Raw genomic sequence first — 25,522 nt, 5'->3', positions numbered from 1 at the left:
CCAGTTTCCCCTCTGGAGGCCGCCATGGGCGACCGCACCTGGCCGACGCTGCTCACCGCCCTGCTCCGCGGGGAGGACCTGTCCACCGAGGACACCCGGTGGGCGATGGGCGAGATCTTCTCCGGCTCCGCCACGCAAGTGCAGACCGCGGCCTTCGTGATCGCGCTGCGGGCCAAGGGCGAGACCCCGGCCGAGGTGGCCGGGTGCGCGGAGATGATGCTGGAGTTCGGCGCGAAGGTGCCGGTCTCCGACGCGCTGCGCAACGCGGCCGTGGACATCGTCGGCACCGGCGGCGACCGGGCGAACACCGTGAACATCTCGACGATGGCCGCGGTCGTGACCGCCGCCGCCGGGGTGCCCGTGGTGAAGCACGGCAACCGGGCCGCGTCGTCGTCGACCGGCGCCGCGGACCTGCTCGAGCGGCTCGGCGTGACCATCGACATGGGCCCGCAGGACGTGGCGCGCTGCGTGGACGAGGTCGGCATCGGCTTCTGCTTCGCCGCCCGGTTCCACCCGGGGATGCGTCACGCGGGTGTACCGCGCCGTGAGATGGGCGTGCCGACGGTGTTCAACTTCCTCGGCCCGCTCACGAACCCGGCCCAGCCGACGGCGGCCACGATCGGCTGCTTCGACCTGCGCATGGCCCCGGTGATGGCCGACGTGCTGGCCGGGCGCGGCTTCTCGGTGCTGGTCGTGCGCGGCGAGGACGGCCTGGACGAGTTCACGACCGCGGCCCCGACCCGCGTGTGGGTGGTCGGCGGCGGCACGGTCACCGAGACCCTGTTCGACAGCACCGACCTCGGCCTGGCCCGCTCCGCCCCCGGCGACCTGCGCGGCGGTGACTCGGAGCACAACGCGGACGTGGCCCGGCGGATGTTCGCCGGCGAGCCGGGCCCGGTGCGCGACGCGGTGCTGCTCAACGCGGCCGCGGCGATCGCGGCGCGGGCCGGCGGGCTGACCGTCGCGGACCTGGGCGCGCAGCTCAAGGCGGGCCTGGACCGGGCGGCCGCGGCGGTGGACTCGGGCGCGGCGACGGCCCTGGTGCAGCGCTGGACGGCGTTCGAGGCGAATCCGTCCGAGGGGTAGTACGAACTCGGACATAACCAGCGGTGTATCTCCACCGTTGTTGAGGCATGGCCGAACTGCCGCGTAACAACCTCAAGAAGGCGGTGCTCTCCGCGGTCGTGGCGGGCGCGCTGACGATCGGCTTCGCCGGCATGATGGCGAAGTCGTGCGGCGCGCCGGTCAAGCAGCAGGCGGAGGCCGCCAACCAGGCGCTGGAGATGGTCGACTCGCTGGCCTCGCGGCTGGTGCTGGGCCTGGACACGGACGCGACGCTGCAGTACGCGACGCCCTCCGGCGCCATCGTGACCGTCTCGCAGTCCTCGCCCCGGCGGGCGTACCGCAGCGGCGGCGTGACCTACATCTCCAGCCCCGACGGCACGTACCTGTGCACGACCGGGGTCGCCCCGTCGCCCGCCAAGGGCAAGAAGCCGCTCAGCCCGCCCGTGACGTGCCAGGAGGGGCCGGGGGCGGACACCATGTCCCCCACCGAGGCCAAGGCCATCAGCGCGGCGTTCGGGGGCGAGTTCCTGGCCCCCGAGGCGGCCCTGGGGCGCCTGGCCACCATCGCGCAGGGGCAGGCGGCCCGCGCCGGGGCCTCCAAGCGCGGCGACGCGCAGTGCGTGTCGGTCACCGCGACCGGCATTCGCACGGAGACGGCATGCGTGAATCCGGGCGGGCTGCTGGCGTACTTCCAGGGCACGTCCGACGCCGGGAAGACGACCGAGCTCGTGTTGCAGTACACCACCCCCAGCGTGAGCGAAGAGGCCTTCCTGCCGCCGAAGACGACCGCGGCCCCCAAGGCGTCGGCTGCGGCCAAAAAGTGACCTGACACGCGGGCGGGCATCCACGGCGCGAGGCGGCCGCGGTGGGACGGTGGCGGCATGGAGCTGCACTGCGACACCTGCGGCCGGGTGCGGATGTTCGAGAAGCCGGCCTGCGCCGACCACCCGCGCTCGTCCTGCCCGGACTGGGCCTGCACGGCCTGCGACGGCGCGATCGTGATCGCCCCGGTGATCCTGCTCATGGATCGCCGTCCGCGCGTGCTGCTCCGCAAGGCCGCCTGAACTCCCGTTCAGCTCTCGGCAAGGACCGCTTGGCGCAGGAAGCCGCCGCGCGTCACATCGACGCGGAACAATCCCGGCCATGAAGCTCCGCCGCCTCACGGCGCGCCTGGGCACCCTGTCCCTCGCCGCGCTGCTCCTCGCGGTGGGCGTCGCCACCGATGCCCACGCCGCCGTTCCCGCCGACAAACCGGCCGTCATGGCCTCCTGGTCCCAGCCGAACGCCGGCAGCTCCAGCGCCTGGAACACGGCCCGCCAGCACCAGTCCCAGTGGGCCGCCTACGGCTTCGACTGGACCACCGACTACTGCTCGTCGAGCCCGGACCAGCCGCTGGGCTTCGACTTCCGGCTGCCGTGCCAGCGCCACGACTTCGGCTACCGCAACTACAAGGCCATCGGGGCGTTCCCGGCCAACAAGGGCCGCATCGACGACGCGTTCTACTTCGACCTCAAGGCCAAGTGCGCCACCTACAACGCGTTCGTGCGCCCGGCCTGCACCAGCCTCGCGTGGACGTACTACCAGGCCGTCTCCGCCTTCGGCAGCGTCCGGCTGTCCGACGCGGCCCTGGACAAGGCCTCCGACCTGCTCGCCAAGGGCCAGCGCGCCCAGGCTCAGGCCGAGGCCGCGGCCCGCGCGTGAACGACGAAGGCCCCCGGGGTGACCGGGGGCCTTCGTCTCGTGCTCGTGCCTAGTGCTCGGCGCCGCGGCGGGTGCCGGTGTAGTACTCGAACATCAGCCCGCAGGTCGCGACCAGCACCGAGATCAGCCCGACGGCCACGAGCCACCACTGGTCGAACGCCAGGCCGAGGCTCGCGATCATCGCCGAGAGGGCCAGGCCGAAGGGCCAGTAGCTGCCCGGGCTGAAGAAGCCCAGGTCACCGGCGCCCTCGGCGATCTCCGCCTCCGGACGGTCCTCCGGGCGCGGGGCGATACGCCGCGAGATGATCCACAGCGCGCCGCCGATCATGGTCAGCAGCAGGCCCGACAGGATCAGCGCGACGACGCCGATCCACTCGACACCGTGGTGCCCGGACTGCTCGTGCGGGGCCGCGCTGGTCCACCAGCCGTAGAGGCCGGCCATCGCGAACACGAACAGGGCCAGCACGAAGAAGAGACGATTCTCCGCCTTCATCGCCGTTCGCCTCTCAGCTCGAGGACCGCTTGGTGCGGTCGGTGTCGAACGGGTGGGTCGTCGTCGCGTAGCCGTGGTTCGGGAAGCCCAGCGAGTCCAGCGCCTCGGGGGTGCTCTTGCCACCGGTCCGCAGCGCGAGGTACTGCGAGTACTGATCCGGGCTCACGACGCGCAGCTCGAAGTTCATCATCGAGTGGTACGTGCCGCAGAGCTCGGCGCAGCGGCCGACGTAGGCGCCCTGGGAGTTCTCCTTGAGGTTGATCTCGAAGCGGTTCTCCACGCCCGGGATGACGTCGCGCTTGAACAGCACGTCCGGCACCCAGAACGAGTGGATGACGTCCTTCGAGGTCTCCTTGAACTGGACGCTCTTGCCCGCCGGCAGCACCAGGACCGGGATGTAGTCGTCCGAGCCGACCGTCGTGATCGGCTTGCCGTCCGGGCCCTTGGAGTCCGTGTAGACGAACTGCCAGTTCCACTTCGAGGCGATGACCTCGACGTTGACGTCCGGGTTCTTGGAGAGCCGGTCGACGTCGGTCTGGATGACCGCGGTGTAGAAGAACAACACGGCGATGACCACGAAGGGCGCCACCGAGTAGAGAATCTCGAACGGCATGTTGTAGCGCGTCTGCGGGGGCAGCTCGTCGCCCCGCTTGCGGTACCGCACCACGCACCAGAAGATCAGGCCCCAGACGAACACGCCGACGGCGAGCGCCGCGACGACCGACCCGATCCACAGGTCGTACATCCGGTCACCCTGCTCGGTGATGCCCTTGGGCCACCCGAAGCCGTGGAACGTGTCCTCGACGGAGCAACCGGCGAGCAGTGTCGTCGCCCCGATGGCCGAGACGGCGAGCCCGATGGCGCGCGCGGGGCTCAAACCTCTTGAGACCACCTGCTCCTGCCTCCTTAGCAGCGCCGGGAAAGTCCTCTTCAGGAGCTTCGCACGGCAAGCCTCACCAACGCTGGCGAGCGTACTCGACCATGTGCGGTCCGCCCGGCTTGGGGTGGCCGTGTCCGGGTCGGGATACCGTTGCGCGGGTGGGCGTCTACTTGGACTCGGCGACCGCCGCTCCCCCGAATCCCGTTGCGCGGCAAGCATTTCTGGCCGCGATCGAGGACGGCTGGGCCGATCCCGGCCGGCTCTACACACCGGCGCGTCGGGCCCGCCGGCTGCTCGACGCCGCCCGGGAGACCGCGGCCGGGGTCCTGGGCGTGCGCCCCGACGAGCTGCGGTTCACCGCGGGCGGCACGGACGCGATCCGCCGCGCGGTGGCGGGCGTGCGCCGCTCCCGGGGCCGGCGGCTGGTGGTGCACAGCGCGGTCGAGCACTCCGCGGTCATCAAGGCGGCCGGCGACGACGCGGTCGCGGTGCCCGTCTCCCGCACCGGCGTGGTCGACCTCGAATCGCTGCGAGCTGCGGTTTTTTCCCCGGAAGTGGCCCTGGCGGCCGTCCAGAGCGCGAATCATGAGGTGGGGACGGTGCAGCCGGTCGCCGCGGCGGCTCGGCTGTGCGCCGAGGCCGGGGTCCCGCTGCTGGTCGACGCCGCGCAGTCGATCGGCCGGACTCCCCTGCCCACGGGCTGGTCGCTGCTGACGGGCAGCGCCCGCAAGTGGGGCGGGCCGGCCGGGGTCGGCCTGCTCGCGGTGCGCAAGGGCACCCGGTGGGAGTCGCCCTGGGACGACGCGGAGGCGGACGTGCCCGCGGTGGTCGCGGCCGCGGCCTCGCTGCGGGCCGTCGCCGAGGCGGCCCAGGAGGAGTCGGTACGGCAACGAGCGCTCGTCGAAGAGATCCGCCGCACGGTCGCGGCGAGCGTGCCCGACGTGGAGGTCGTCGGCGAGCCGGACGAGCGGCTGCCGCACATCGTCACGTTCTCCTGCCTGTACGTCGACGGCGAGGTGCTGCTCACGGCGCTGGACCGGGCCGGGTTCGCGGTCTCGTCGGGCTCCGCGTGCACGTCGGACACCCTGCGGCCCTCGCACGTGCTGGCCGCGATGGGGGTGCTCACCCACGGCAACGTGCGCGTCTCGCTCCATAGTGGAGTGTCCGCCGAGGACGTCCGCGCGTTCCTGGCGGTGCTGCCCGGCGTGGTTGCCGAGGCCCGGGCGGAGGCCGGGCTGTGAAGTTGGTCATCGACGCTTTGGGCAAGCGGTGCCCGCTCCCGGTGATCATGCTCGCGAAGCTGGCCGCCGGGCAGGAGCCGGGGACCGAGATCGCGGTGCTGGCCGACGACCCGGCCGCGGCGGTCGACATCCCCGCCTGGTGCCGGATGAAGGGCCACACGTTCGTGTCCACCGAGGGCGACCGGCACACGGTGCGCCTCTAGGGCCTACAGGCTGACCGCCACCCGGTCCCCCGCGACGACCAGCCACTCGTAGGCCGCGACCCGGTCCACGTCGCGCAGCACGACCCGGCCGCCGGAGACGACCGGGAACTGCCGCGGGCGCCGGGCACCGGCCGCGGCCGCCAGGATGCCCGCGAAGAGCACCACGGGCGCGGTGAACAGCACGACGGGCAGGACACCGACGCCGAGGCCGGGCAGGAAGAACAGGTTGGCGAGGGCGAGCGCGGCCGCGGCGGCGGCGACCGGGAAGCCCCAGCGGCGGGCCTGCTCGTAGCGGCGGAAGTGGGCCGCCTGCTCCGCGGTGAGCGGGAGCGGCACGGCCCGGCGGCGCCAGGGGCCGCCGGCGTCGACCGTCGCGGCGGCGGCCCCGGGGCGCCCGTTGACGATGGAGCGGCCGGGCAGGGGCAGATCGGTGGCGCGAACATCCCACGACACGTTCACGCGGACATCATGCGGCACACCGGCCCCGTCCGCTACCCCGTGTCACGGGGTGATCACAGGCTACCCGGCGGGGGTGCCCGCGCGCAGGCGGCGGATGAGCAGGTAGGCCTCGCAGCCCAGGCACAGCCCGAAGAAGCCGTTGAGGAACGCGGCGACCAGGGCGAACGCGGCGAAGACGATGCCGAGGACGGTCGCGCCGCCCAGGTAGCCGGCGGCGGCGACCACGGTGAAGACCAGCCCGACGGCCTGGGCGAAGCGGACCGGGGCCGGGTCCTCGCGCTCGGCTGGCGGGCCCAGCCGCGGGGCGACGAGGTGGCGGTAGAGCAGCGCGTACGGGGTCAGCCGCGGGTCATAGGCGCCGATGGCGAAGACCACGGCCTGGGCGAGCGCCAGCCAGCCGGAGCCGGTGAGCAGGACGGCCACGAAGACCGCCGTGGTGATCACGGCGGCGAAGCGGGGCCCCCGGGGGTCGAGTCCGTCGGTCATGCGGCCAGCACCTCCGTGACGGTCCGGCGCAGGTCGGCGCGGTCGGGCACGCCGACGGTGCGGCGGGCGACGCGGCCGTGCCGGTCCACGACGAGCAGGGTCGGCAGCCGCCAGATGTCCAGGGACTTCACGGCGTCGAGGTGGGCGTCGGCGTCGACCTCGACGTGCCGTACCGCGGCCAGGTCCTGCGCGAGATCGGCGCAGACGGCCCGGACCTGCCGGCAGGGGGCGCAGGTGGCCGAGGTGAAGTGCAGCAGGGTGACACCGGGCGGGCCGCCGGCCGGATCGGTGTCGGGCAGCAGGCCGGCCGGCAGCTCGCCGCCGGAGACGCGGAGGCGACCGTAGCGGGCCCGGTAGACCAGGCCGGCCACGGTCGCCGCGGCGAGCACCGCCAGGACCACGTACGTCACGGCGGCAACGATACTCCGATCCCTACCTAATCGATAGGGATAGCAAGGTCACGCGGGGAGGAAGGGGCGGATCTCGTCGGCGGCGGCGTCGCCGTAGGTGTCCGCGATGCGCTTGGTGAACTCGTCGCGCTGGATCGTGTACTCCTGCGGGCCGACGGTCTCGAGGACCAGGGCCGCGACCATCGAGCCGACCTGGGCGGCGCGCTCGAGGCTCAGCCCCCACGACAGGGCGGCGAAGAAGCCGGAGCGCCAGCCGTCGCCGACGCCGGTCGGGTCGACGGTCTGCACGCCGCGGATCGCCGGCACCCGGACCTCCTCGTCCAGCGTGCGGCTGCGGATCACGGCGCCGTCCTTGCCGAGCGTGGTGATCAGGAAGCCGACCTTGTCCAGGAGCACGTCCGTGGTCAGGCCGGTCTTGCTCTCCAGGAGCTCCTTCTCGTACTCGTTCGTGAGCAGGTAGGCCGCCCCGTCGACGAGCTTGCGGATCTCCTCCCCCGGCATGATCGCCAGCTGCTGGGAGATGTCCGCGGCGAAGGCGATGCCCTGCTCACGGCACTCCTCGGTGTGCCGGATCATGCCCATCGGGTCGTTCGCGCCGATGATCACCAGGTCGAGGCCGCCGGAGCGGGCCGCGACCGGCCCGAGCTCGATGTTGCGGGCCTCGGACATCGCGCCCGCGTAGAAGGAGGCGATCTGGTTCATGTCGTCGTCGGTGGTGCACACGAACCGGGCGGTGTGCGCGACCTCACTGACCAGGATCGAGTCGCAGTCGACCCCGTGGCGGGTCAGCCAGCTGCGGTAGTCGGCGAAGTCGGCGCCGACCGCGCCCACCAGGAGCGGGCGCAGGCCGAGCAGGCCCATGCCGAAGGCAATGTTGGCGGCGATCCCGCCGCGCCGCACCGTCAGGTCGTCGACGAGGAACGACAGCGACACCTTGTGCAACTGGTCGGCCAGGAGCTGCTCTGCGAAGCGGCCCGGGAAGTGCATCAGATGGTCGGTCGCGATCGAGCCGGTGACGGCGATCTTCATAGGAGATCCTCGATGGGTCGGGCGGGTGAGAGCCCCGACAGCCTACCCCGCAGACACCGAACGGCCGCCCGGGCGCTGCCCGCGGCGGCCGTTCGAGGAAGTCGGATGGAGCGTCGGATCAGTGGAAAGAGTCGCCGCAGGCGCACGAGCCCTGGGCGTTGGGGTTGTCGATGGTGAAGCCCTGGGCGTCGATGCGGTCGGCGAAGTCGATCGTCGCGCCGGTCAGGTAGGGCACGCTCATGCGGTCGACGACGACCTCGAAGCCGTCGTAGGTGCTGACCTTGTCCCCGTCGAGCGAGCGCTCGTCGAAGAAGAGCTGGTAGCGCAGGCCGGAACAGCCACCGGGCTGCACCGCGACCCGCAGCCGCAGGTCGTCGCGGCCTTCCTGCTCGAGCAGGCCCTTCACCTTGAGAGCGGCATCCGCGGTGAGGCCGATGCCGGCCGGGTTGTCCGTCTGAACGGGCTCGGCAAGCTGCGAAGCGGTCACGATCAAAGCTCCCTGCGGTGATGTCTACAGTTCCTCAGAGGTCAACGCCGCGGCCTCCGGGGGCATTCCCCTCTCATACTGACACGGTTTCTGCTAACGGCTCCACTGGCGGACCTCGCATTCCGCGGGTTCATCCTGGTCGCCGTCGCGCAGCACAGGGCTGGCCGCAGCGCGGCACAGGGCTAGCGGCTCCACTGCCGGGCCAGGCGTTGTCCGAGTTCACGCAGGCCGTCCCCCGGTCGTTCGAGGGCCGTCGCCACGCTGCCGAAGTGCTCGACCAGCGAATGCGCCTCGGTGACCCCGATGGACGCGGCCTCCCGGCGGCCGGCGTCGACCCGCCCGGCGAGCACCACACAGGGCACGCCCAGATCACGTGCCCCGTTGGCCACACCCGCCACGACCTTCCCGCGCAGCGACTGCTCGTCGAAGGAGCCCTCACCCGTCACGACCAGGGAGACGTTCTCCAGCTCGTCGTCGAGGCGGGTGAGCCGCCGCACGAGCCCGATGCCCGACTCGACCCGCCCGCCCAAGGCCAGGATCGCCGCGCCGAGGCCGCCCGCCGCACCGGCGCCGGGAAGGTCCGCCAGGCCATCGGGACAGGTCGGGAGCGTCTGCAGTACGGCGCTGAAGCGCGCCAGCGCCCCGTCCAGCATGAACACGTCTTCCCTGCTCGCGCCCTTCTGCGGGCCGTAGACCGCGCTCGCGCCGTGCAGCCCGAGCAGCGGGCTGTCGACGTCGGTGGCGGCCACGAGCCGCGCCTCGCGCAGCCGGGGCGTGTCGCTCAGCGCGGTGCACGCCGCCAGGGCCGCGCCGCCGTACGGCAGCGCATAGCCGGCCGCATCGAGCGGGGCGGCCCCGAGGGCGGCGAGCAGGCCGGCCCCGGCGTCGTTGGTCGCGCTGCCGCCGAGGCCGATCACGACCTCGCGGGCGCCCGCCTCGACCGCGGCGAGCACGAGCGGGCCGAGCCCGAAGCTCGTGGTGTGGGCGGGATCACGCTCGTCGTCGGCGAGCAGGTGCAGGCCGCAGGCCTCGGCGCTCTCGACGTACGCCACCTCACCGTCGAGCAGCACGTGCCCCTCGACGGCCCGGCCGAGCGGGTCGGTGGTCGGCACCGCGAGCCGCTTGGCCCCGGGCAGCGCCGCGGCGAGGACCGCGCAGAAGCCCGGCCCGCCGTCCGACAGCGGCAGCAGGACCAGCTCGTCGCCCGGCTTCTCGGCGCGCCAACCGGCGGCGAAGGCCTCGGCGGCGTCGGGGGCCGAGATCGTGCCGGCGAACTTGTCCGGGCACACGAGCACGCGCATCCGGTCATTGTGCACGTCACAGTTGCCCGGGTGACACAGCGTGGGACGATCGGGGGGTGACCTGGGCTGAACCATCGTCAACCGCCACCGCACTGCTGCTGCTGGGCCGCGGCACCGACCCCGACACCGAGAAGGGTGTCGAGTGCCCCGGCGATCTGCCCGCACCGAGCGACCCCGGCCTGGTCGAGCGCGCCCGCGCCGCCAAGGCCGCCCTCGGCGACCGCGTCTTCGTGCTCGGCCACCACTACCAGCGCGACGAGGTGATCCAGTTCGCCGACGTGACCGGCGACTCCTTCAAGCTCGCGCGCGAGGCCGCCGCCCGGCCCGACGCGGAGTACATCGTGTTCTGCGGCGTGCACTTCATGGCCGAGAGCGCCGACATCCTGACCTCGGACGCGCAGAAGGTCGTGCTGCCGGACCTCGCCGCGGGCTGCTCGATGGCCGACATGGCCGTCCTCTCGCAGGTCGAGCAGGCCTGGGACCGCTTCGTGGACCTCGGCATCGCCGGTGACGTGGTGCCCGTCACGTACATGAACTCCTCGGCCGACATCAAGGGCTTCGTCGGGCGCAACGACGGCGTGGTCTGCACCTCCTCGAACGCCGAGACCGCCCTGCGCTGGTCGTTCGAGCAGGGCAGCAAGGTGTTCTTCCTGCCCGACCAGCACCTCGGGCGCAACACCGCGGTGCTGAAGATGGGCTTCGAACTGGCCGACTGCGTGCTCTACGACCCGCACAAGCCGGGCGGCGGGCTGAGCGACGAGCAGCTGCGCGGGGCGAAGATGATCCTCTGGCGCGGGCACTGCTCGGTGCACGGGCGCTTCTCGCTCGACGCCGTGGAGGACGTGCGGGCCCGGGTGCCCGGCGTCAACGTGCTCGTGCACCCCGAGTGCCGGCACGAAGTGGTGAACGCGGCGGATTTCGTGGGCTCGACCGAGTACATCATCCGGATGATCGACGAGGCTCCGGCCGGGTCGTCGTGGGCGGTCGGCACCGAGCTGAACCTCGTCCGGCGCCTGGCGCTGGCGCACCCGGACAAGAAGATCATGTTCCTGGAGCGCAACGTCTGCTACTGCTCGACGATGAACCGCATCGACCTGCCGCACCTGGTGTGGGCGCTCGAGGAGCTCGTCGCCGGCCGCGTGCCGAACCAGATCACCGTCGATCCCTCCACCGCGCACTTCGCGCGGGTGGCCCTCGATCGGATGCTGGCGCTGCCGTAGTGCTCATCCGTTGATCACTCTCTGTGGTGATCCGTGTCGGAGTCCCGTCTTCGTGCCACGCCTGACGTGCGGCCGACTTTTGCATGCAGTAGATGTGGATATGCTGCGCGGGCGACGCGGTGCGCGTTCCCGCGCTTCCGTCACGCTGCGTGTCAGCGCCAAGCATCTTCGTTCCTGCCTGCAGGAGGGGTTCCGTGACCAACTACGACGCCGGTGACGTCCTCACCGTGCACGGCGGCACGCCGCTCAACGGCGAGCTCCGTGTGCGCGGCGCCAAGAACCTCGTCTCCAAGGCGATGGTCGCCGCACTGCTCGGTGAGACCCCGAGCCGGCTGTACGACGTCCCCGCGATCCGCGACGTCGAGGTGGTCACGGGCCTGCTCGAGCTGCACGGCGTGAAGGTCACGCGGGGCGCGCTCGACGGCGAGTTCGTCTTCGACACCTCCGACGTCGAGTCGGCCAACGTCGACGAGATCAACGTGCACGCCGGCTCGAGCCGCATCCCGATCCTGTTCTGCGGCCCGCTGCTGCACCGCCTCGGCCACGCCTTCATCCCCGACCTCGGCGGCTGCAACATCGGCGGCCGTCCCATCGACTTCCACATCCAGGCGCTGCGCGAGTTCGGCGCGGTCGTCGACAAGTCCGAGAAGGGCATGGACATCACCGCGCCCGACGGGCTGCACGGGGCGAAGCTGCACCTGCCCTACCCGTCGGTCGGCGCCACCGAGCAGATCCTGCTCACCGCGGTGCGCGCCGAGGGCGTCACCGAGCTGCGCAACGCGGCCGTCGAGCCGGAGATCATCGACCTCATCTGCGTCCTGCAGAAGATGGGCGCGATCATCAAGGTGCACACCGACCGGGTCATCGAGATCCAGGGCGTGCCGCGCCTGACCGGCTACAGCCACCGGCCGATCCCCGACCGCATCGAGGCCGCCAGCTGGGGCGCGGCCGCGCTGGCCACCCGCGGCGACGTGTTCGTCAAGGGTGCCCGGCAGGCCGACATGATGACCTTCCTGAATCTGTACACCTCCGTCGGCGGCGCGTTCGAGATCGACGACACCCCCGGCGAGGGCGGCATCCGCTTCTGGCACCCGGGCGGCGAGCTCAAGGCCGTGGCCATGGAGACCGACGTCCACCCCGGGTTCATGACGGACTGGCAGCAGCCGATGGTCGTGGCGCTGACCCAGGCCCGCGGGCTGTCGATCGTGCACGAGACCGTGTACGAGCGGCGCCTCGGCTACACCGCCGCCCTCAACCAGATGGGGGCGACGATCCAGACGTACCGCGAGTGCCTGGGCGGCACCCCGTGCCGCTTCGGCCGGCGCAACTTCATGCACTCGGCGGTCATCGCCGGGCCGTCCAAGCTGCACGCGGCCGACCTCGTGATTCCCGACCTGCGGGCCGGGTTCAGCCACTTGATCGCGGCGCTGGCGGCCGAGGGGACCTCCCGCGTGTACGGCGTGAAGCTCATCCAGCGCGGCTACGAGGACTTCGAGGGCAAGCTGAACGCTCTCGGGGCGCACGTCGAGCTCGGCTGAGCTCCTGCCCTGCTGTATTCCTTCTCTCCGCCTTTCTTCTTTCCGCCGCCGTCCGGGCCTGGCCCGGGCGGCGGCGTTGTGTCGTCGCGCCACCTCGCGTCGCGCGGGTTCGCACGGTTCGCCTCAGCGCGTTCTGGGAGGTTGCGGACCTCGCCGTGCTGAGGGATTTCGGCTGAGATTTCGCTGAGAGGAAGCCGACGGTGCTGATCTCCGGCGGCTTCGGCTACCCTTCGTGTCGTGCCGTCGCTGTTTCGCCGCAAGTCAGAAGAGCCCGCCGCTTCCGTCGTCGTGTCGGAGCCCGAGCCGGAGGTGGGTCCCAAGGGCCACACCCCGAGCAAGCGCGACCTCGGCCAGAAGACGCCCAAGCGCGTGATCGCGGGGCGCCGGCTGCCCGAGCCGCCCGCCGCCGACCGCAAGGAGGCGGCCAAGCGGCTGCGCGAGAAGCAGCGGCAGGAGCGCCTCGAGGCCCGCGAGGGCATGGCCAACGGCGACGATCGCTACCTGCTCAAGCGCGACAAGGGCCCCGTGCGCAAGCTCGTGCGCGACATCGTCGACTCGCGGCGCACGATCGGCACCTTCTTCTTCGGCACCACGTTCCTGGTCATGCTCGTCGGCTTCAACCGCAACCTGAACCAGAGCATCTACCTCGCGGCCAACGCGCTGTTCTTCGTGATGCTGCTGGCCACCGCGGTCGACGGCTTCATGATCTCGCGCACCGTGAAGAAGCTCGTCAAGCAGCGTTTCCCGGACACCGACGAGCGCCTCGGATCGCTCTACCTCTACGCGATCATGCGCTCGATCTCGTTCCGCTTCATCCGCAACCCGAAGCCGCAGGTCAAGATCGGCCAGGCCATCTGACCCACCGCAGCTCGCGGACACGTTTCGGCGGCGACGGTGGCGGTGGGAGGGTGCGAGGCCGTACCCTCCCTTCGCGACCGGCCCACGATTTTCACCGGGTAGCGCGCGGCGGACGCCGGCGCGTGCGGTGTGCCGGAGTGTGGCGAGGAGAGCGAAGCTGTGAGCGACGAGTACCCGGGGGAAGAGCCGGGAACCGCCGCGCCCACCTGGGCGGCCGTGCCGACGATGCCGTGGGGCCGGGTGCCGGAACAGCGCCGCGACGAGCCTGGCTCTCGCCGTCGCGGGCCTCGCGAGCAGGGCTCTGACCAGTCCGGATACGGCCAGCAGGCTTCCGATCAGCGCAGCCATGACGACCGGCATAGCCAGGACCCGCGCAACGGCCATGACGACCGGCATAGCTCGGATGCGCGCAACGGCTATGACGACCGGTATGACGACCGGCAGATCCGTGACGGCCGTGACGGCTATGACGACCGACCTAGTCGCGACGGCCGCGGCCGCGATGCCACGCGCGAGCCCGGCCGCGAGGCCGGCCGCGAGCCCGGTCGGGGCCACAGCCGCGAGGCCGGGCGAGAGCAGTCCTACGAACACGGCTATGACGACCGTCATAGCCGTGACGATCGTGACCGTGCGTATGGCGGCCGCGGGTACGACGAGCGCCGAGACCGGGATGGCCACCGCCGGCGCGAGGACGCCCGGGGCCAGGACGCCCGGGGCCAGGACGCCCGGGGCCAGGACGCCCGGGGCCAGGACGCCCAGGGCCAGGACGCCCGGAGCACTGACGACCGCAGCTATGACGACCGGGATAGCCGCCGACGCGAGTATGACGACCGGCAGAATCCACGTGACCGCGACCCGCGCGACCGCAACGCTCAGGAACGCGACCCGCGCGACCGCGACGCCGATCCGCGTGACCGCGACGTCCGGGACCGGGGTGAACGCGGGGGCCGGGATCGTGAGCCGCGGGGTTATGACGAGCGTGCTAGCCGGGGGTACGACGACCGGGAACAGCGCGAATTCGACCGTGGGCGGCGTGATTCCCGCGACTATGACGACCGCGAACGGCGTGATCCGCGGGACTTTGACGATCGGGACCGCCGTCAGGTGCGGGGCCGTGATGACCGGGGATACGACGGCCGGGGCTTTGACGGCCGGGGCTTTGACGGCCGGGGCTTTGACGGCCGGGGCTTTGACGGCCGGGGCTTTGACGACCGCGGTTCTGACGGCCGCAGCTTCGATGACCGAGGTTCTGACGGCCGCGGCTTCGACGGCCGCGGGCATGACGACTCGGGTTATGTAGACCGGGGGTATGACGACCGGCGGGACGCCCGGGGCTATGAGCGCGGGGGCCGGGAGTTTGACCGTGATGCCCGCGATCGGGATCCGCGTGGTTATGACGATCGGCATAGGCGTGCCGAGCAAGGTGGTTACCGGGAGTCGCGGGATGCTCGGGGGCAGGGGCGGGCTCCGGGGACGGCGTACGGGCGGCCTCGTAGCCGGGCGCTCGATGAGCCGACCGATGAGGTTCCGCGCGTGCGGCGGGACGCTCCTGGGCATCCTCGGAATCCGCAGGGTGGGCCGGTGGCCCCTGGGCGTTCCTCCGGGCGGGCCAGTGTCGGGGGCGAGCGTGGCGGGATGTACGGGGCGCCGGCCGCCGAGCGTGGGCAAGGCGTCTACGGGGTGCCTCGCAACGCGCCGGTCAGCGGAGCGCCGATCAGTGGGGCGCCGATCAGTGGGGCGCCCGTCAGTGGGATGCCCCTCAGCAATGAGCCGTTGAGCAATGCGCCGGTCAGCAGTGCGCCGATGCATGGTGCGAGGTCGAGTGACGCGCCGGTTAGTGGTGCGCCGATGCATGGTGCCCCGGCCGGTGGCGGGCCGCCCCGGCATGCGCCGGTCAGCAGTGCGCCGATGCACGGCGCGAGGTCGAGTGACGCGCCGGTCAGTGGTGCGCCGATGCATGGTGCCCCGGCCGGTGGCGGGCCGCGCCATGCGCCGGTCGGCGGCGATTCGGACCGTAATGCACCGGTCAGTGGTGGGCCGTTGAGCAATGCGCCGGTCAGTAGCGGGCCGCTCTCCAACGCGCCCGTGAGCAGCGTGCCGATGCATGGCGCTCCGATGAGTGACGCGCCCGTGAGCGGTGGGCCGCTCTCCAACGCGCCGGTCAGCAGTGGGCCGCTCAGCAATGCTCCCGTCAGCAGTGGACCGATCAACAGCGGGCCGCTCGGCGGTGGGCCGATTGACCGTGGACCGGCCGCATCCGGGCATTCCGCGGATCTGCCGCTGACGAACTCGTTCTTCGGGCCTCCGGCGGTGCGGGACGAAGCGGCCGGGCCGGCGATGCGGAACGCGCCGGTCAGTGCCGCGCCCGTGAGCGGGGGGCCGTTGAGTGACGCGCCCGTCAGCAGTGCGCCGATGCACGGTGCCAAGACGAGTGACGCGCCTGTGAGCGGGGGGCCGGTGTACGGCGCATCCATGGGCAACGCCCCCGTGAGCGGTGGACCAGCGCATGGCGCGCCCATGAGCAACGCGCCCGTGAGCGGTGGACCAGCGCATGGCGCGCCCATGAGCAACGCGCCCGTGAGTGGTGGGCCGCTCTCCGACGCGCCCGTCAGCAGTGCGCCGATACAGGGTGGGCGCTCGAGTGACGCGCCTGTGGACAGTGGGCGGCCGGGGTACCAGGACGGGCCCGGCAGTGGGGACTTGGGTGGTTCGGTGGGCTCGTCTGGCATTCGGGTGGAGTTCGTGGAAGTGGGCGACGCTCCGCCGCCCGCGGTTGCCTCCGGCACGTCCATGGGGACCTATCAGTCCGGCCGGGTCACCGGGGCCGGCGTCGACGGGCTGCAGGCCACCGGGTACCTGCCGATCGTGCGGCCCGGGGCCGAAGGGTTTCCGCCCGAGCTCGCGGCCATCGCGCCCACCTCGCCGCCCGGGCCTCGGGCCGAGGCCGCCGATGAGCGGGGGCCGGATCCCGAGCAGGTGCTCGCGACCTTCGTGTGGAGGTTCGACCCCGACACGCTGCGGGAGCAGATCGAGGGCGACGAGGTGACACAGCTCACCGACATTCGCGATCAGCTCACGGCCAAGCTCAACCGGGTCGAGGACAACCCGACGCGGGCCCGGCTGCTCAGCCTTCGTGCCGTCGTCTCGCGGATTCTCGGGGATCTGCCCAAGGCGTTCGCCGACGGCAAGCTCGCGCTCGCGCACGCCGAGGCGACCGGGGAGCTGCGGCGCATCGCGATCGCGCAGGCCCGGCTCGCGCACGTGCTGCAGTGGCGGGAGGAGTTCGAGGAGGCCGACCGGCTGTTCACGCTCGCGAACTCCTCGGAGCTGCCCGACCGGCTGCGGGCCACGATGCACCAGCACTCGGGTCGGTGCGCGTACGACCAGGGGCGGTACATGGAGGCCTGCAACCACTTCGAGCGGGCCCTCGACCTGCGCAAGGAGGAGGACCCGGAGCTCATCGCGCAGACCGAGCTCGCGCTCGACGCGGTGTTCCGGCGGGTCGCGGAGAAGGGCTGGGGGCCGTACCCGCGCAGCCGCGAGGAGATCCTGCAGATCCGCCGCGCCCCCTCCCCCGCGTTCGACGAGCAGACCCAGCGGTGGGGGTACATCGAGCCCGACGGCAACTTCGTGATCGGCCCCGGATACCTCGACGTGCAGCCGTTCCGCGACGGGGTGGCCTGGGTCCAGCGGCAGGGCGCGCAGACGTGGGAGCTCATCGACGACTCGGGCCGGGTGCTGATCGAGCCGGCGGCCGGGTACATCGGGGTCGGCAGCTTCTCCGACGGGGTCGCCTGGGTATCCAGTGACGGTACGACCGGCTGGATCGCGATCGACAAGAACAACACGGTGCTCATCTCCACCGGCTTCGACGACGTGCGGCCGTTCCGGCGGGGCGTGGCCGCGGTGCGCCGCGGGCCCTACTGGGGGGCCGTGGACTCCGTCGGGCGGGTCGTGGTGCAGTTCCAGTACGACGGCTTCGCCACGGCGCTGCTCGACGGGCGCTACATCGACGGCTTCAGCGACGAGGGCCTCGCCGTCGTGTCGCTGGACGGGCGCAAGGGCGTCGTCGACCGCTCGGGCCGGGTGCTGGTGCCGCCCGTGCACCACACCATCATGATCCACCCGGTGGCGTTCCTGATCCTCGACGACTCGCAGCGCTGGGGCGCGCTCGACCGGCGGGGGCGGACCATCATCCAGGCCACGTTCGCGAGCCGGACCGGGGTCACCGACGAGATCGACCGGCTGCTCGCCGACACCCGCCCCGTCATGTAGCGACACCCGGGGCATAGGGTCGGAGCATGGAGTTTCGACACCTCGGCCGTTCCGGGCTGCTCGTCAGCGAGATCTCATACGGCAACTGGATCACCCACGGCTCTCAGGTCGAGGCCGAGCAGGCCACGGCCTGCGTGCACGCCGCCCTCGACCTCGGGATCACGACCTTCGACACCGCCGACGTCTACGCCGGCACCCGCGCCGAGGTGGTGCTGGGCGACGCGCTCAAGGGCCAGGACCGCGACGGGCTGGAGATCTTCACCAAGGTCTTCTGGCGCACCGGGCAGGGGCGCAACGACAGCGGCCTGTCGCGCAAGCACATCATGAAGTCGATCGACGGGTCGCTGCGCCGGCTGCAGACCGACCACGTGGACCTGTACCAGGCGCACCGGTACGACTATCACACCCCGCTCGAGGAGACCATGGAGGCGTTCGCCGACGTGGTGCGCTCCGGCAAGGCGCTCTACATCGGGGTGTCGGAGTGGCGGGCCGAGCAGATCCGCGAGGCGGCCGCGCTCGCCAGGGAGCTGCGCATCCAGCTGGTGTCCAACCAGCCGCAGTACTCGGCCGTCTACCGGGTCATCGAGGCCGAGGTCGTCCCGGCCTGCGAGGAGCTCGGGATCGGCCAGGTCGTCTTCTCGCCGCTGGCGCAGGGCGTGCTCACCGGCAAGTACAAGCCGGGTCAGCCGCCGCCGGCGGGCTCGCGGGCGACGGACGAGAAGTCGGGGGCCGCGTTCATCTCGCGCCTCATGCACGACGACGTGCTGTCCGCGGTCCAGCAGCTGCGCCCGCTGGCCGAGCAGGCCGGGCTGTCGATGGCCCAGCTCGGGGTGGCCTGGGTGCTGCAGAACCCCAACGTGTCGTCGGCGATCGTCGGCGCGACCCGGCCCGAGCAGCTCGAGGACAACGTCAAGGCGTCCGGCGTGAAGCTCGACGCCGAGCTGCTCAAGCGCATCGACGAGGCGCTGGAGCCGATCGTGCAGCGGGACCCCGCACTGACGCAGAGCCCCGCCGAGCGACCGTAGCCGTCAGTAGCGGTTCCAGAAGCGGAACAGCTGGGCGCCCTGGGAGGCCTGGTAGGACGGGAGTCCTATCAGGTCGCCCAGCCAGTACACGAACTCGAAGAAGTAGTGGTTGATCTGCGGCGACCACAGCAACGCGATCAGGATGAGCATGCCCCAGGGCGCCACGTGGTTGAAGCCGCGCTGCCATTGCGGGGACAGCCACGGGTAGAGCAGGTTGCCGCCGTCGACGCCCGGCATCGGCACGAAGTTGAGCACGCAGGCGGTCAGCTGCAGCAGGGCCAGGAACGCCAGCCCCGCGAAGAACACCGGGTGCTCGCCGGTGTCCAGGCCGAACGTGAAGGGCAGCACCAGCAGGATCGCCAGCACGAGGTTCATCGCCGGGCCGGCGAAGCTGATCAGGCTGTCGACGAACCGGCTGCGGATGGCGCCGTGGTTGACCCAGACCGCGCCGCCGGGCAGGCCGATGCCGCCGAGGATCACGAACACCAGCGGCAGGACGATCGACAGCAGCGGGTGGGAGTACTTCAGCGGGTTGAGCGTCAGGTAGCCGCGGTGCGCGATGTCGTCGTCGCCGCCCTTGAACGCGACCAGGGCGTGCGAGTACTCGTGCAGGCAGAGCGAGACCGCCCAGCCCGCCGCGACGAAGAGGAACACGTTGAACTGCGCGTCGCCGAAGTCGGCCCAGGCCATCCAGCCGCTCACGGCCAGCAGGGCGATGAGGCCCAGGAAGATCGCACTGGGCCGGAACGCCTCCCGCGGCAGCCGGCCGACCCGGCTGCCGTAGTGCCCGTACGACACCGTCAACCCCCAGCCGGCAGCAGGCTCATCCGATACTCCGTGCGGTCGTCCTCGGTGAGGATCGCCGTCGCCGCGCCCTTGGCCACCAGGTCACGCCAGGCCTGCCCGAGCCACGACTCCGCGTCGGACTGGCTGGAAAACGCCTCGTTGGGGCCATCGACGGGCCTGCGCTCGGCGTCTTCGAACTGCCATGTCCACGCCATGGTCACACTCCTGTCCCAGGTAGAAGACTTCGAGCGTATCGGCCGCGTGGCCCTGAGCCGAGTCCGGCCACCGGTGTCCCTCTAAAGTACGGGGCATGCGGTTGCTGGTGCTCGGAGGAATCCGGTCCGGGAAGTCGGAAGTGGCGGAGGCGCTCGTCGCCGGGGCCGGTGCGGTGCGCTATGTCGCGACCGCGCAGGAGCGCACGTCGGACGGCGGTTGGGCGGCTCGTATCGCCGCGCACCGGCAGCGACGCCCGGAGTCCTGGGTCACCGAGGAGGTCGGCGACTCCCCCGACCGCCTGGCCGAGCTGCTGACCGGGGCGAAGAGCGAGGACACGATCCTCGTCGACGATCTCGGCAACTGGCTCTCCGTGGTGTACGACACCGCCGGCGACTGGTCGGACCCGGCGGCCGCCGAGGAGCCGATCGCGGCGCTGGCCGGCGCGGTGCGCTCGTGCGGCGCGGGGCTGCTGGTGCTCGTGGGGCCCGAGGTCGGGCTCGGCGTGCTGCCGGCGACCGACGCCGGGCGGACCTTCGCCGACGCGAGCGGCCTGCTCAACCAGCGCGTGGCGGCCGCGTGCGACGGCGTCGCCCTGGTGGTGGCGGGCGAGGTCTCCTGGCTGCGCGGCGGCGAGCTGGTGCAGCACGCCGGGGCGCGCGAGGCCCCGAAGCCGCAGGAGCCGGCGGCGGCGCCCGTGGAGCCTTTCGTCTTCTCCTCGACGGGGGCCGGCTCGGTGCTGTCCACCGCCGACGGCGGCGACACGCTCTCGTTCTCCCCCGGCATGGAACTTCCGCTGCCGGACGAGTCGACCGCCCACGAGGCGGCCGAGCGGCTGCTCACGCTGCGGCTCAACGGCGCCGGCCTGGGCGGGCTCGTGCCCGTCGTGCGCTTCGCCGGCGGCGTGCAGGGCCGGCCCGACCCGCGCCCGTTCCAGCAGCCCCGGGTGCTCGTCCTGCGCGGCGACCGCACGGGCGGCTTCGCGGCCGGGGACTCCGCCGAGGCCGCCGACCGGCGCCTGAACGAGGTCGTGGAGGGCAACGGCACCCTGGCCATGCTCGCCGCCGGCGCGGGCGCGAGCGTCCAGGCCATCGACTGCCCGTCCGCGGGCCCGGCCGAGCTGCACGACGCGCTGGACGACACCGGCGTCGACGCGGCGCTGACCCTGGGCTGGCGGCTGGCCGACGCGGCCGCCAACGAGGGCGTGGACCTGCTGGTCCTGGGCGCCTGCGGAGCCGGGTCGGACGCCGCCGCGGCCGCGATCGTGGCGGTGCTCACCGGCGCCGAGCCGGCCGCCCTGCTGGGCCGGGTCGTGGACTCCTCCGGCTTCGTCGACGACGCCGCCTGGATCCGCAAGATCGGCGCCATTCGCGACGCCCGTCATCGCATTCGTACGCGCAGCCGCGAACCGCACGTGATGCTCTCGATGCTGGGCGGCGGCGACATCGCGGTCGCCACCGGCGTCGTGCTCGGGGCCGCCTCCCGCCGCCTGCCGCTGCTGGTCGACGGGCCCGTCGCGATCGCGGCCGCGCTGGTGGCCCGCGACTACGGCGCCCAGACGCGGCACTGGCTGATGATGCCCGACCACGGCGACAACCCGACCGTGAAGCTGGCCGCGGACGTGCTCGGCGCGGCGCCGTTCCTCGCGCTGCGGCTCGGCCTCGGCGAGGGCGCGACCGCGCTCGCGGCACTGCCGATGATCAACACGGCCCTGACGATCGCGGCCGCGACGCCCCTGCGCTCGGCCTCGGCCGGAAACGAGGACGAGGCCGCCGCCGGGGACGGGGACGGCGGGCTCAGCGAGCAGGAGCGCATCGAGGCGGAGATCCAGCGGGTGGTGGCGGACTCGCCGACGGCGGAGATGCCGTACGTGAAGCCGTCGTGGGAGGACTGAGGCTCGCCCTGAGCCTGTTCACGGTCGCGCCGGTGCGTGCGGACCGGGTCGACCGGCCGGCCGCGCGGGTCGCGATGCTCCTGGCCCCGCTGGCCGGGGCGCTGCTCGGGCTGGTGCTGGCGCTGCTCGCGGGCGGGCTGGTGCGGCTCGGGGCGGCGCCGCTGCTCGGCGGGGCCGTGCTCGTCGCGCTGGGGCTGCTGCTCACCCGCGGGCTGCACATCGACGGGCTGGCCGACACGGCCGACGGGCTCGGCTCCTACGCCGGGCCCGAGCGGGCGCTGGAGATCATGAAGAAGTCCGACATCGGGCCGTTCGGGGTGGCCGCCATCGCCGCCGTCCTGCTCGTGGACGCCGCGGCCGCCACCTCGCTGCTGGACCGGATGCCGATCGCCGTCGTGCTCGCGTTCGCGGCGGGGCGCCTGGGCGCCACCGTGGCCTGCCGCCGGGGCCTGCCGGCCGCCCGCCCCGGGGGGCTCGGTGCCCTGGTCGCGCAGACGGTGCCGGGGTGGCTGCTGGGGCTGGTGATCCTCGTCACCGGGGCGCTTGGCGTCCTGGTCGATCCCTGGCGCGGGCCGGGTGCCGTGGTGGCCGCCGTGCTCGTCGCCTGGACCTTGACGGCCCATGCCCGGCGGCGGCTGGGCGGGGTGACGGGCGACGTGATCGGGGCGGCCGTCGAGCTGTCGACGGCCGCCGCGCTCGTCGCGCTCGCTACCTGACGGACGACTTCACGAAGGGCGGCTTCACGACCCGGACCGCGCAGCGGCGGCCGCGCACGTCCAGCGCCACCTCGTCGCCCTCGCCCACGCCCGACGCGGTGTCGATCAGCGCCAGGGCGATGCCGGCCTTGCGGGTGGGCGAGAACGTGCCGCTGGTCACCTCGCCGACCTGGGTGCCGTCCGCGGCCAGCACCGCCATGTGCGCGCGCGGGATGCCGCGGTCGAGCGCCTCCAGGCCCCAGAGCACCCGGCGCGGGCCCGCGGCCTTCTCGGCCAGCAGCGCCTCGCGGCCCCAGAACGCCGGCTTGTTCCAGCCCACGGCCCAGCCCGAGCGCGCCTGCACCGGGGTGATGTCGAGGGAGAGGTCCTGGCCGTGCAGCGGGTAGCCCATCTCCGTGCGCAGCGTGTCGCGCGCCGCGAGGCCGCAGGGGCGGGCGCCGGCCGCGACGATCGCGTCCCACAGGGTGTGCGCGTCGTGGGACGGCACGACGAGCTCGTAGCCGTGCTCGCCGGTGTAGCCGGTGCGGCAGACCACGACGTCGGTGCCCTCGTAGGACGAGACCGTGAAGCTCATGTACTCGTGGTCCGTGGGCAGGCCGAGACCGGCCAGCACCTCGGCCGAGCGCGGGCCCTGCACGGCGAGCACGGCGAAGAGCTCGTGCTGCTCGACCACGCCGATGCCGGCCGGCGCCTGGGCGGTCAGGCGGCGGACCACCTCGGCGGTGTTGGCCGCGTTCGGGATGAGGAAGACGTCGTCGTCGCCGAACCGGTACGCGATGAGGTCGTCCACCACGCCCCCGGTCTCGTCCAGGCAGAGGGTGTACTGCGCCTGGCCCGCGCTGATGCGGTCGAGGTCGTTGCTGAGGCAGGCGTTGACGAACGCGGCCGCGCCGCGACCCCGCACCCGGGCCTTACCCAGGTGGGACACGTCGAACACGCCCACGTCCTCGCGGACGGCCGTGTGTTCCTTGAGCACGCCGCCGTCGGCGTATTCGAGGGGCATCTCCCAGCCGCCGAACGCCGCGAACTTGGCACCGAGCGCCGCATGGCGGTGATACAACGCGGGGTGCCGCAAGGGTTGGGTCATGCCCGCAACCTATCGCGTTGGTTATCGTGTCCTGCACCCGATTCGGCGGCATGCTGAAGTTGCGGCGACCCCGCAGTGAACGGTCCGGCCGCCGAAGCGCAGCGAACCATCAGTGATGTGGAGCACCAGTGACCTCCCTGACCCTGGTCGACACCGACCCAGCGACCCTTGCCGCCGACGCCGTCGTCATCGGTGTGTACGCCGATGACAGCCCCGACGCGAAGCTCGTGCTCGCGCCGGGCGCGCAGAGCGTCGCGGCGGCGTTCAGCGACCGGCCGGGCGGCGGGCTCGCCGAGACCCTGCGGGTGCTCGGTGCGACCGGCGCGCTCGGCGAGGTGACCAAGCTCGCCGCGTTCGGCGCGGTGAGCGCCCCGCTCGTGGTGGCGGTCGGCCTCGGCGCCCCCACCGGCGGCGACGCGAGCCGGGCGCCCTCGGCCGAGTCGCTGCGCCGCGCGGCCGGGGCCGCGGCCCGGGCCCTGGCCGGATCGGCGTCGGCGGCCCTGGTGCTGCCGCTGGCCGACGACGGCGAGACGGGCCCCGCGGCGCTGAGCGCCGGGCTGCGGGCCGTGTCCGAGGGCGCGCTGCTGGGCGCGTACCGGTTCGCCGGCTACAAGTCCAAGCCCGCCGCCGGTCGCCGGGACCCGCTGCGCAAGGTGCTCGTGCACGTGCCGGACGCGGGCGCCCGGGCGGCCAAGGCCGCGCTCAAGCGCTCCGGGGTGCTCGGCGCCGCGGTGGCCCGCACCCGGGACTGGATCAACACGGCGCCGAACGAGCTGCGGCCCCCCGCGTTCGCCGAGCAGGTCGCGGCGGCGGCGCGTGAGGTGTCGCTGGAGGTGTCCGTACTGGACGAGAAGGCCCTGGCCAAGCAGGGCTACGGCGGCATCCTGGCGGTCGGCCTCGGCTCGGCGGCCGCCCCGCGCCTGGTGCGCCTGGCCTACGAGCCGGCCGGTGCCACCCGGCGGGTCGCGCTCGTCGGCAAGGGCATCACGTTCGACACCGGCGGCGTGTCGATCAAGCCGAGCGCGGGCATGTGGGAGATGAAGTCCGACATGTCCGGCGCCGCCGCGGTGGTCGCCACCATGCTCGCGATCGCCCAGCTCAAGCCGAAGGTGGCGGTCGTGGCGTACGCGCCGATGGCCGAGAACATGGTCTCCGGCAGCGCGTACCGGCCGGGCGACGTCGTGCGGATGTACAGCGGCGCCCAGGTCGAGGTGCTCAACACCGACGCCGAGGGCCGCATGATCCTCGGCGACGCGATCGCCCGGGCCTGCGAGGACGACCCCGACTACCTGTTCGAGGTGTCGACCCTCACCGGCGGGCAGGTGATCGCGCTCGGCAAGCGCATCGCGGGCGTCATGGGCACGCCGGAGCTGTGCGAGCGGGTCCGGGACGCGGGCGAGCGGACCGGCGAGCCGGCCTGGCCGATGCCGCTGCCGGAGGACGTGCGCAAGGGCATGGACTCCGACGTGGCGGACATCTCACAGGTCAACGCCGGGATGGACCGCGCCGGGCACATGCTGCAGGGCGGCGTGTTCCTGTCCGAGTTCGTGACCGAGGGCGTGCAGTGGGCCCACATCGACATCGCGGGCCCCAGCTACCACTCCGGCGAGCCCTTCGGCTACTGGACCAAGGGCGGCACCGGCGTCCCGGTCCGCACCCTGGTCGAGCTGGTCGAAGAGATCGCAGCCGAGTAGTCAGCCGGGTACGCCAGCCCAGCCGGTGTAGTCAGGCGTTCTTGTTGCGGGCGTTGTAGTCCCGCCAGCGCTGGGGGTATCCCACCAGCGCGATGTCGTAGACGGGCATGCTCAGGCGGTGCGCGAACTGGCGCGCCGCCTGCGGGCTCTCCATCCGCCGGCGGGTCCACTCGCCGTCGTGGGCGATGAGCAGCAGTGTCGTCTCCGTCACGGTCGTACGCGGCTCGATGAAGCCCTCCACGCCTCGCCGGGAGCGGACGAACTCCTCCAGGTAAGCCAGGTCCTCGCGGCTGGCGGAGCGCCCTCCCGCTGCCGGCTTGCGTCGGCGGAACCAAGCCACGATCGCTCCTCTTCGTCGAGTCCGTGCACAGCTCGTGCACAGGGTACGACGTCACGGCCGGTCCCCGGGACCCTACGAGGCCGCCCCTTTGTCGCAGGCGAGCAGGGCAAGTGACAAGATG

Annotated in this window: 28 protein-coding genes; 15 read left to right on the top strand and 13 right to left on the bottom strand. The window is 72.5% G+C overall.

Features of this window, described 5'->3' with window-relative positions:
- Positions 1-24 precede the first annotated feature (24 nt).
- The 4 genes from trpD (at position 25) to AC6JBM_RS52340 (ending at position 2,766) form a co-directional block, all read left to right on the top strand.
- The gene (gene trpD / locus AC6JBM_RS52355) at positions 25-1,086 is read left to right on the top strand and encodes an anthranilate phosphoribosyltransferase (RefSeq protein ID WP_497980963.1); all 1,062 of its coding nucleotides are present in this window, start codon (positions 25-27) and stop codon (positions 1,084-1,086) included.
- A gap of 47 nt (positions 1,087-1,133) precedes the next feature.
- A complete protein-coding gene (locus AC6JBM_RS52350) occupies positions 1,134-1,889 on the top strand; it encodes a hypothetical protein (RefSeq protein ID WP_497980962.1) in 756 nt (251 codons plus the stop codon).
- A gap of 57 nt (positions 1,890-1,946) precedes the next feature.
- Positions 1,947-2,129 carry a hypothetical protein gene (locus tag AC6JBM_RS52345; RefSeq protein WP_350615000.1) on the top strand — a complete coding sequence of 61 codons (183 nt, stop codon included), beginning with the start codon at positions 1,947-1,949 and terminating at the stop codon, positions 2,127-2,129.
- 79 nt (positions 2,130-2,208) lie between these two features.
- Positions 2,209-2,766 carry a phospholipase gene (locus tag AC6JBM_RS52340; RefSeq protein ID WP_497980961.1) on the top strand — a complete coding sequence of 186 codons (558 nt, stop codon included), beginning with the start codon at positions 2,209-2,211 and terminating at the stop codon, positions 2,764-2,766.
- Between the two features lie 49 nt (positions 2,767-2,815).
- On the opposite strand, the gene AC6JBM_RS52335 is transcribed toward AC6JBM_RS52340, so the two are convergent.
- Together AC6JBM_RS52335 and ctaC are read right to left on the bottom strand one after the other, a co-directional pair.
- Entirely contained in the window at positions 2,816-3,259 is a 444-nt protein-coding gene (locus AC6JBM_RS52335) for a cytochrome c oxidase subunit 4 (RefSeq protein ID WP_497980960.1), read from the bottom strand.
- A gap of 13 nt (positions 3,260-3,272) precedes the next feature.
- On the bottom strand, positions 3,273-4,151 hold the full coding sequence (gene ctaC / locus AC6JBM_RS52330; RefSeq protein WP_497980959.1) for an aa3-type cytochrome oxidase subunit II: 879 nt from the start codon (positions 4,149-4,151) through the stop codon (positions 3,273-3,275).
- Between the two features lie 146 nt (positions 4,152-4,297).
- On the opposite strand from ctaC, the gene AC6JBM_RS52325 reads away from it, so the two are divergent.
- Positions 4,298-5,380 (top strand): cysteine desulfurase family protein, encoded by a 1,083-nt coding sequence (locus AC6JBM_RS52325; RefSeq protein WP_497980958.1) that lies wholly within the window; start codon positions 4,298-4,300, stop codon positions 5,378-5,380.
- Positions 5,377-5,583 carry a sulfurtransferase TusA family protein gene (locus tag AC6JBM_RS52320; RefSeq protein ID WP_350615005.1) on the top strand — a complete coding sequence of 69 codons (207 nt, stop codon included), beginning with the start codon at positions 5,377-5,379 and terminating at the stop codon, positions 5,581-5,583. Before AC6JBM_RS52325 ends, AC6JBM_RS52320 begins: the two co-directional genes overlap by 4 nt.
- A gap of 3 nt (positions 5,584-5,586) precedes the next feature.
- On the opposite strand, the gene AC6JBM_RS52315 is transcribed toward AC6JBM_RS52320, so the two are convergent.
- The 6 genes from AC6JBM_RS52315 to AC6JBM_RS52290 all read right to left on the bottom strand — a co-directional run bounded on the left by AC6JBM_RS52315 (position 5,587) and on the right by AC6JBM_RS52290 (position 9,755).
- Positions 5,587-6,042 (bottom strand): hypothetical protein, encoded by a 456-nt coding sequence (locus AC6JBM_RS52315; protein ID WP_497980957.1) that lies wholly within the window; start codon positions 6,040-6,042, stop codon positions 5,587-5,589.
- A gap of 60 nt (positions 6,043-6,102) precedes the next feature.
- Positions 6,103-6,528, bottom strand: a complete 426-nt coding sequence (locus AC6JBM_RS52310) for a DUF4395 domain-containing protein (RefSeq protein WP_497980956.1) — start codon at positions 6,526-6,528, stop codon at positions 6,103-6,105.
- Positions 6,525-6,938, bottom strand: coding sequence for a TlpA family protein disulfide reductase (locus tag AC6JBM_RS52305; RefSeq protein WP_350615010.1), 414 nt, complete (start codon positions 6,936-6,938; stop codon positions 6,525-6,527). Before AC6JBM_RS52305 ends, AC6JBM_RS52310 begins: the two co-directional genes overlap by 4 nt.
- 48 nt (positions 6,939-6,986) lie before the next feature.
- Positions 6,987-7,967 carry a carbohydrate kinase family protein gene (locus AC6JBM_RS52300; RefSeq protein ID WP_497980955.1) on the bottom strand — a complete coding sequence of 327 codons (981 nt, stop codon included), beginning with the start codon at positions 7,965-7,967 and terminating at the stop codon, positions 6,987-6,989.
- 118 nt (positions 7,968-8,085) lie between these two features.
- The gene (locus AC6JBM_RS52295; protein ID WP_392812907.1) at positions 8,086-8,454 is read right to left on the bottom strand and encodes a HesB/IscA family protein; all 369 of its coding nucleotides are present in this window, start codon (positions 8,452-8,454) and stop codon (positions 8,086-8,088) included.
- Between the two features lie 182 nt (positions 8,455-8,636).
- Positions 8,637-9,755 carry a glycerate kinase family protein gene (locus AC6JBM_RS52290; RefSeq protein ID WP_497980954.1) on the bottom strand — a complete coding sequence of 373 codons (1,119 nt, stop codon included), beginning with the start codon at positions 9,753-9,755 and terminating at the stop codon, positions 8,637-8,639.
- A 56-nt stretch (positions 9,756-9,811) separates the two neighbouring features.
- On the opposite strand from AC6JBM_RS52290, the gene nadA reads away from it, so the two are divergent.
- The 4 genes from nadA to AC6JBM_RS52270 all read left to right on the top strand — a co-directional run bounded on the left by nadA (position 9,812) and on the right by AC6JBM_RS52270 (position 14,671).
- Positions 9,812-10,975: a quinolinate synthase NadA gene (nadA, locus tag AC6JBM_RS52285; protein WP_350615015.1), complete on the top strand. Its 1,164-nt coding sequence runs from the start codon at positions 9,812-9,814 to the stop codon at positions 10,973-10,975.
- Between the two features lie 194 nt (positions 10,976-11,169).
- Positions 11,170-12,513 carry a UDP-N-acetylglucosamine 1-carboxyvinyltransferase gene (gene murA, locus AC6JBM_RS52280; RefSeq protein ID WP_497980953.1) on the top strand — a complete coding sequence of 448 codons (1,344 nt, stop codon included), beginning with the start codon at positions 11,170-11,172 and terminating at the stop codon, positions 12,511-12,513.
- 237 nt (positions 12,514-12,750) lie between these two features.
- On the top strand, positions 12,751-13,371 hold the full coding sequence (locus tag AC6JBM_RS52275) for a DUF3043 domain-containing protein (RefSeq protein ID WP_497980952.1): 621 nt from the start codon (positions 12,751-12,753) through the stop codon (positions 13,369-13,371).
- Positions 13,372-13,966: 595 nt separating this feature from the next.
- Complete coding sequence (locus AC6JBM_RS52270; protein WP_497980951.1) at positions 13,967-14,671, top strand: hypothetical protein; 705 nt, start codon at positions 13,967-13,969, stop codon at positions 14,669-14,671.
- 373 nt (positions 14,672-15,044) lie between these two features.
- Here AC6JBM_RS52270 and AC6JBM_RS52265 read toward each other — a convergent pair whose 3' ends face one another.
- On the bottom strand, positions 15,045-15,845 hold the full coding sequence (locus tag AC6JBM_RS52265; protein ID WP_497980950.1) for a pentapeptide repeat-containing protein: 801 nt from the start codon (positions 15,843-15,845) through the stop codon (positions 15,045-15,047).
- Between the two features lie 316 nt (positions 15,846-16,161).
- Between AC6JBM_RS52265 and AC6JBM_RS52260 the strand changes: the two genes are divergently transcribed.
- Both AC6JBM_RS52260 and AC6JBM_RS52255 read left to right on the top strand, forming a co-directional pair.
- Positions 16,162-17,646, top strand: coding sequence for a WG repeat-containing protein (locus AC6JBM_RS52260; RefSeq protein WP_497980949.1), 1,485 nt, complete (start codon positions 16,162-16,164; stop codon positions 17,644-17,646).
- A 26-nt stretch (positions 17,647-17,672) separates the two neighbouring features.
- Positions 17,673-18,671, top strand: coding sequence for an aldo/keto reductase family protein (locus tag AC6JBM_RS52255; RefSeq protein ID WP_497980948.1), 999 nt, complete (start codon positions 17,673-17,675; stop codon positions 18,669-18,671).
- A 3-nt stretch (positions 18,672-18,674) separates the two neighbouring features.
- Here the strand turns inward: AC6JBM_RS52255 and AC6JBM_RS52250 are convergent, their stop codons facing one another.
- Positions 18,675-19,469, bottom strand: a complete 795-nt coding sequence (locus AC6JBM_RS52250) for a site-2 protease family protein (protein ID WP_497980947.1) — start codon at positions 19,467-19,469, stop codon at positions 18,675-18,677.
- A 2-nt stretch (positions 19,470-19,471) separates the two neighbouring features.
- Positions 19,472-19,672 (bottom strand): hypothetical protein, encoded by a 201-nt coding sequence (locus AC6JBM_RS52245; RefSeq protein WP_433079284.1) that lies wholly within the window; start codon positions 19,670-19,672, stop codon positions 19,472-19,474.
- A 95-nt stretch (positions 19,673-19,767) separates the two neighbouring features.
- On the opposite strand from AC6JBM_RS52245, the gene AC6JBM_RS52240 reads away from it, so the two are divergent.
- Both AC6JBM_RS52240 and cobS read left to right on the top strand, forming a co-directional pair.
- Positions 19,768-21,564: a bifunctional adenosylcobinamide kinase/adenosylcobinamide-phosphate guanylyltransferase gene (locus tag AC6JBM_RS52240; protein ID WP_497980946.1), complete on the top strand. Its 1,797-nt coding sequence runs from the start codon at positions 19,768-19,770 to the stop codon at positions 21,562-21,564.
- Positions 21,552-22,280 carry an adenosylcobinamide-GDP ribazoletransferase gene (cobS, locus tag AC6JBM_RS52235; RefSeq protein ID WP_497980945.1) on the top strand — a complete coding sequence of 243 codons (729 nt, stop codon included), beginning with the start codon at positions 21,552-21,554 and terminating at the stop codon, positions 22,278-22,280. Before AC6JBM_RS52240 ends, cobS begins: the two co-directional genes overlap by 13 nt.
- Here the strand turns inward: cobS and gcvT are convergent.
- Positions 22,273-23,367: a glycine cleavage system aminomethyltransferase GcvT gene (gcvT, locus tag AC6JBM_RS52230; RefSeq protein WP_497980944.1), complete on the bottom strand. Its 1,095-nt coding sequence runs from the start codon at positions 23,365-23,367 to the stop codon at positions 22,273-22,275. The genes cobS and gcvT overlap by 8 nt on opposite strands.
- Before the next feature lie 128 nt (positions 23,368-23,495).
- On the opposite strand from gcvT, the gene AC6JBM_RS52225 reads away from it, so the two are divergent.
- Positions 23,496-25,061, top strand: a complete 1,566-nt coding sequence (locus AC6JBM_RS52225; protein WP_497980943.1) for a leucyl aminopeptidase — start codon at positions 23,496-23,498, stop codon at positions 25,059-25,061.
- 31 nt (positions 25,062-25,092) lie between these two features.
- Here AC6JBM_RS52225 and AC6JBM_RS52220 read toward each other — a convergent pair whose 3' ends face one another.
- A complete protein-coding gene (locus AC6JBM_RS52220) occupies positions 25,093-25,401 on the bottom strand; it encodes a hypothetical protein (protein ID WP_433079294.1) in 309 nt (102 codons plus the stop codon).
- Between the last annotated feature and the right edge of the window lie 121 nt (positions 25,402-25,522).

It is taken from the genome of Dactylosporangium thailandense (assembly GCF_059739745.1).
This window is presented reverse-complemented; position numbering and strand designations above follow the sequence as displayed.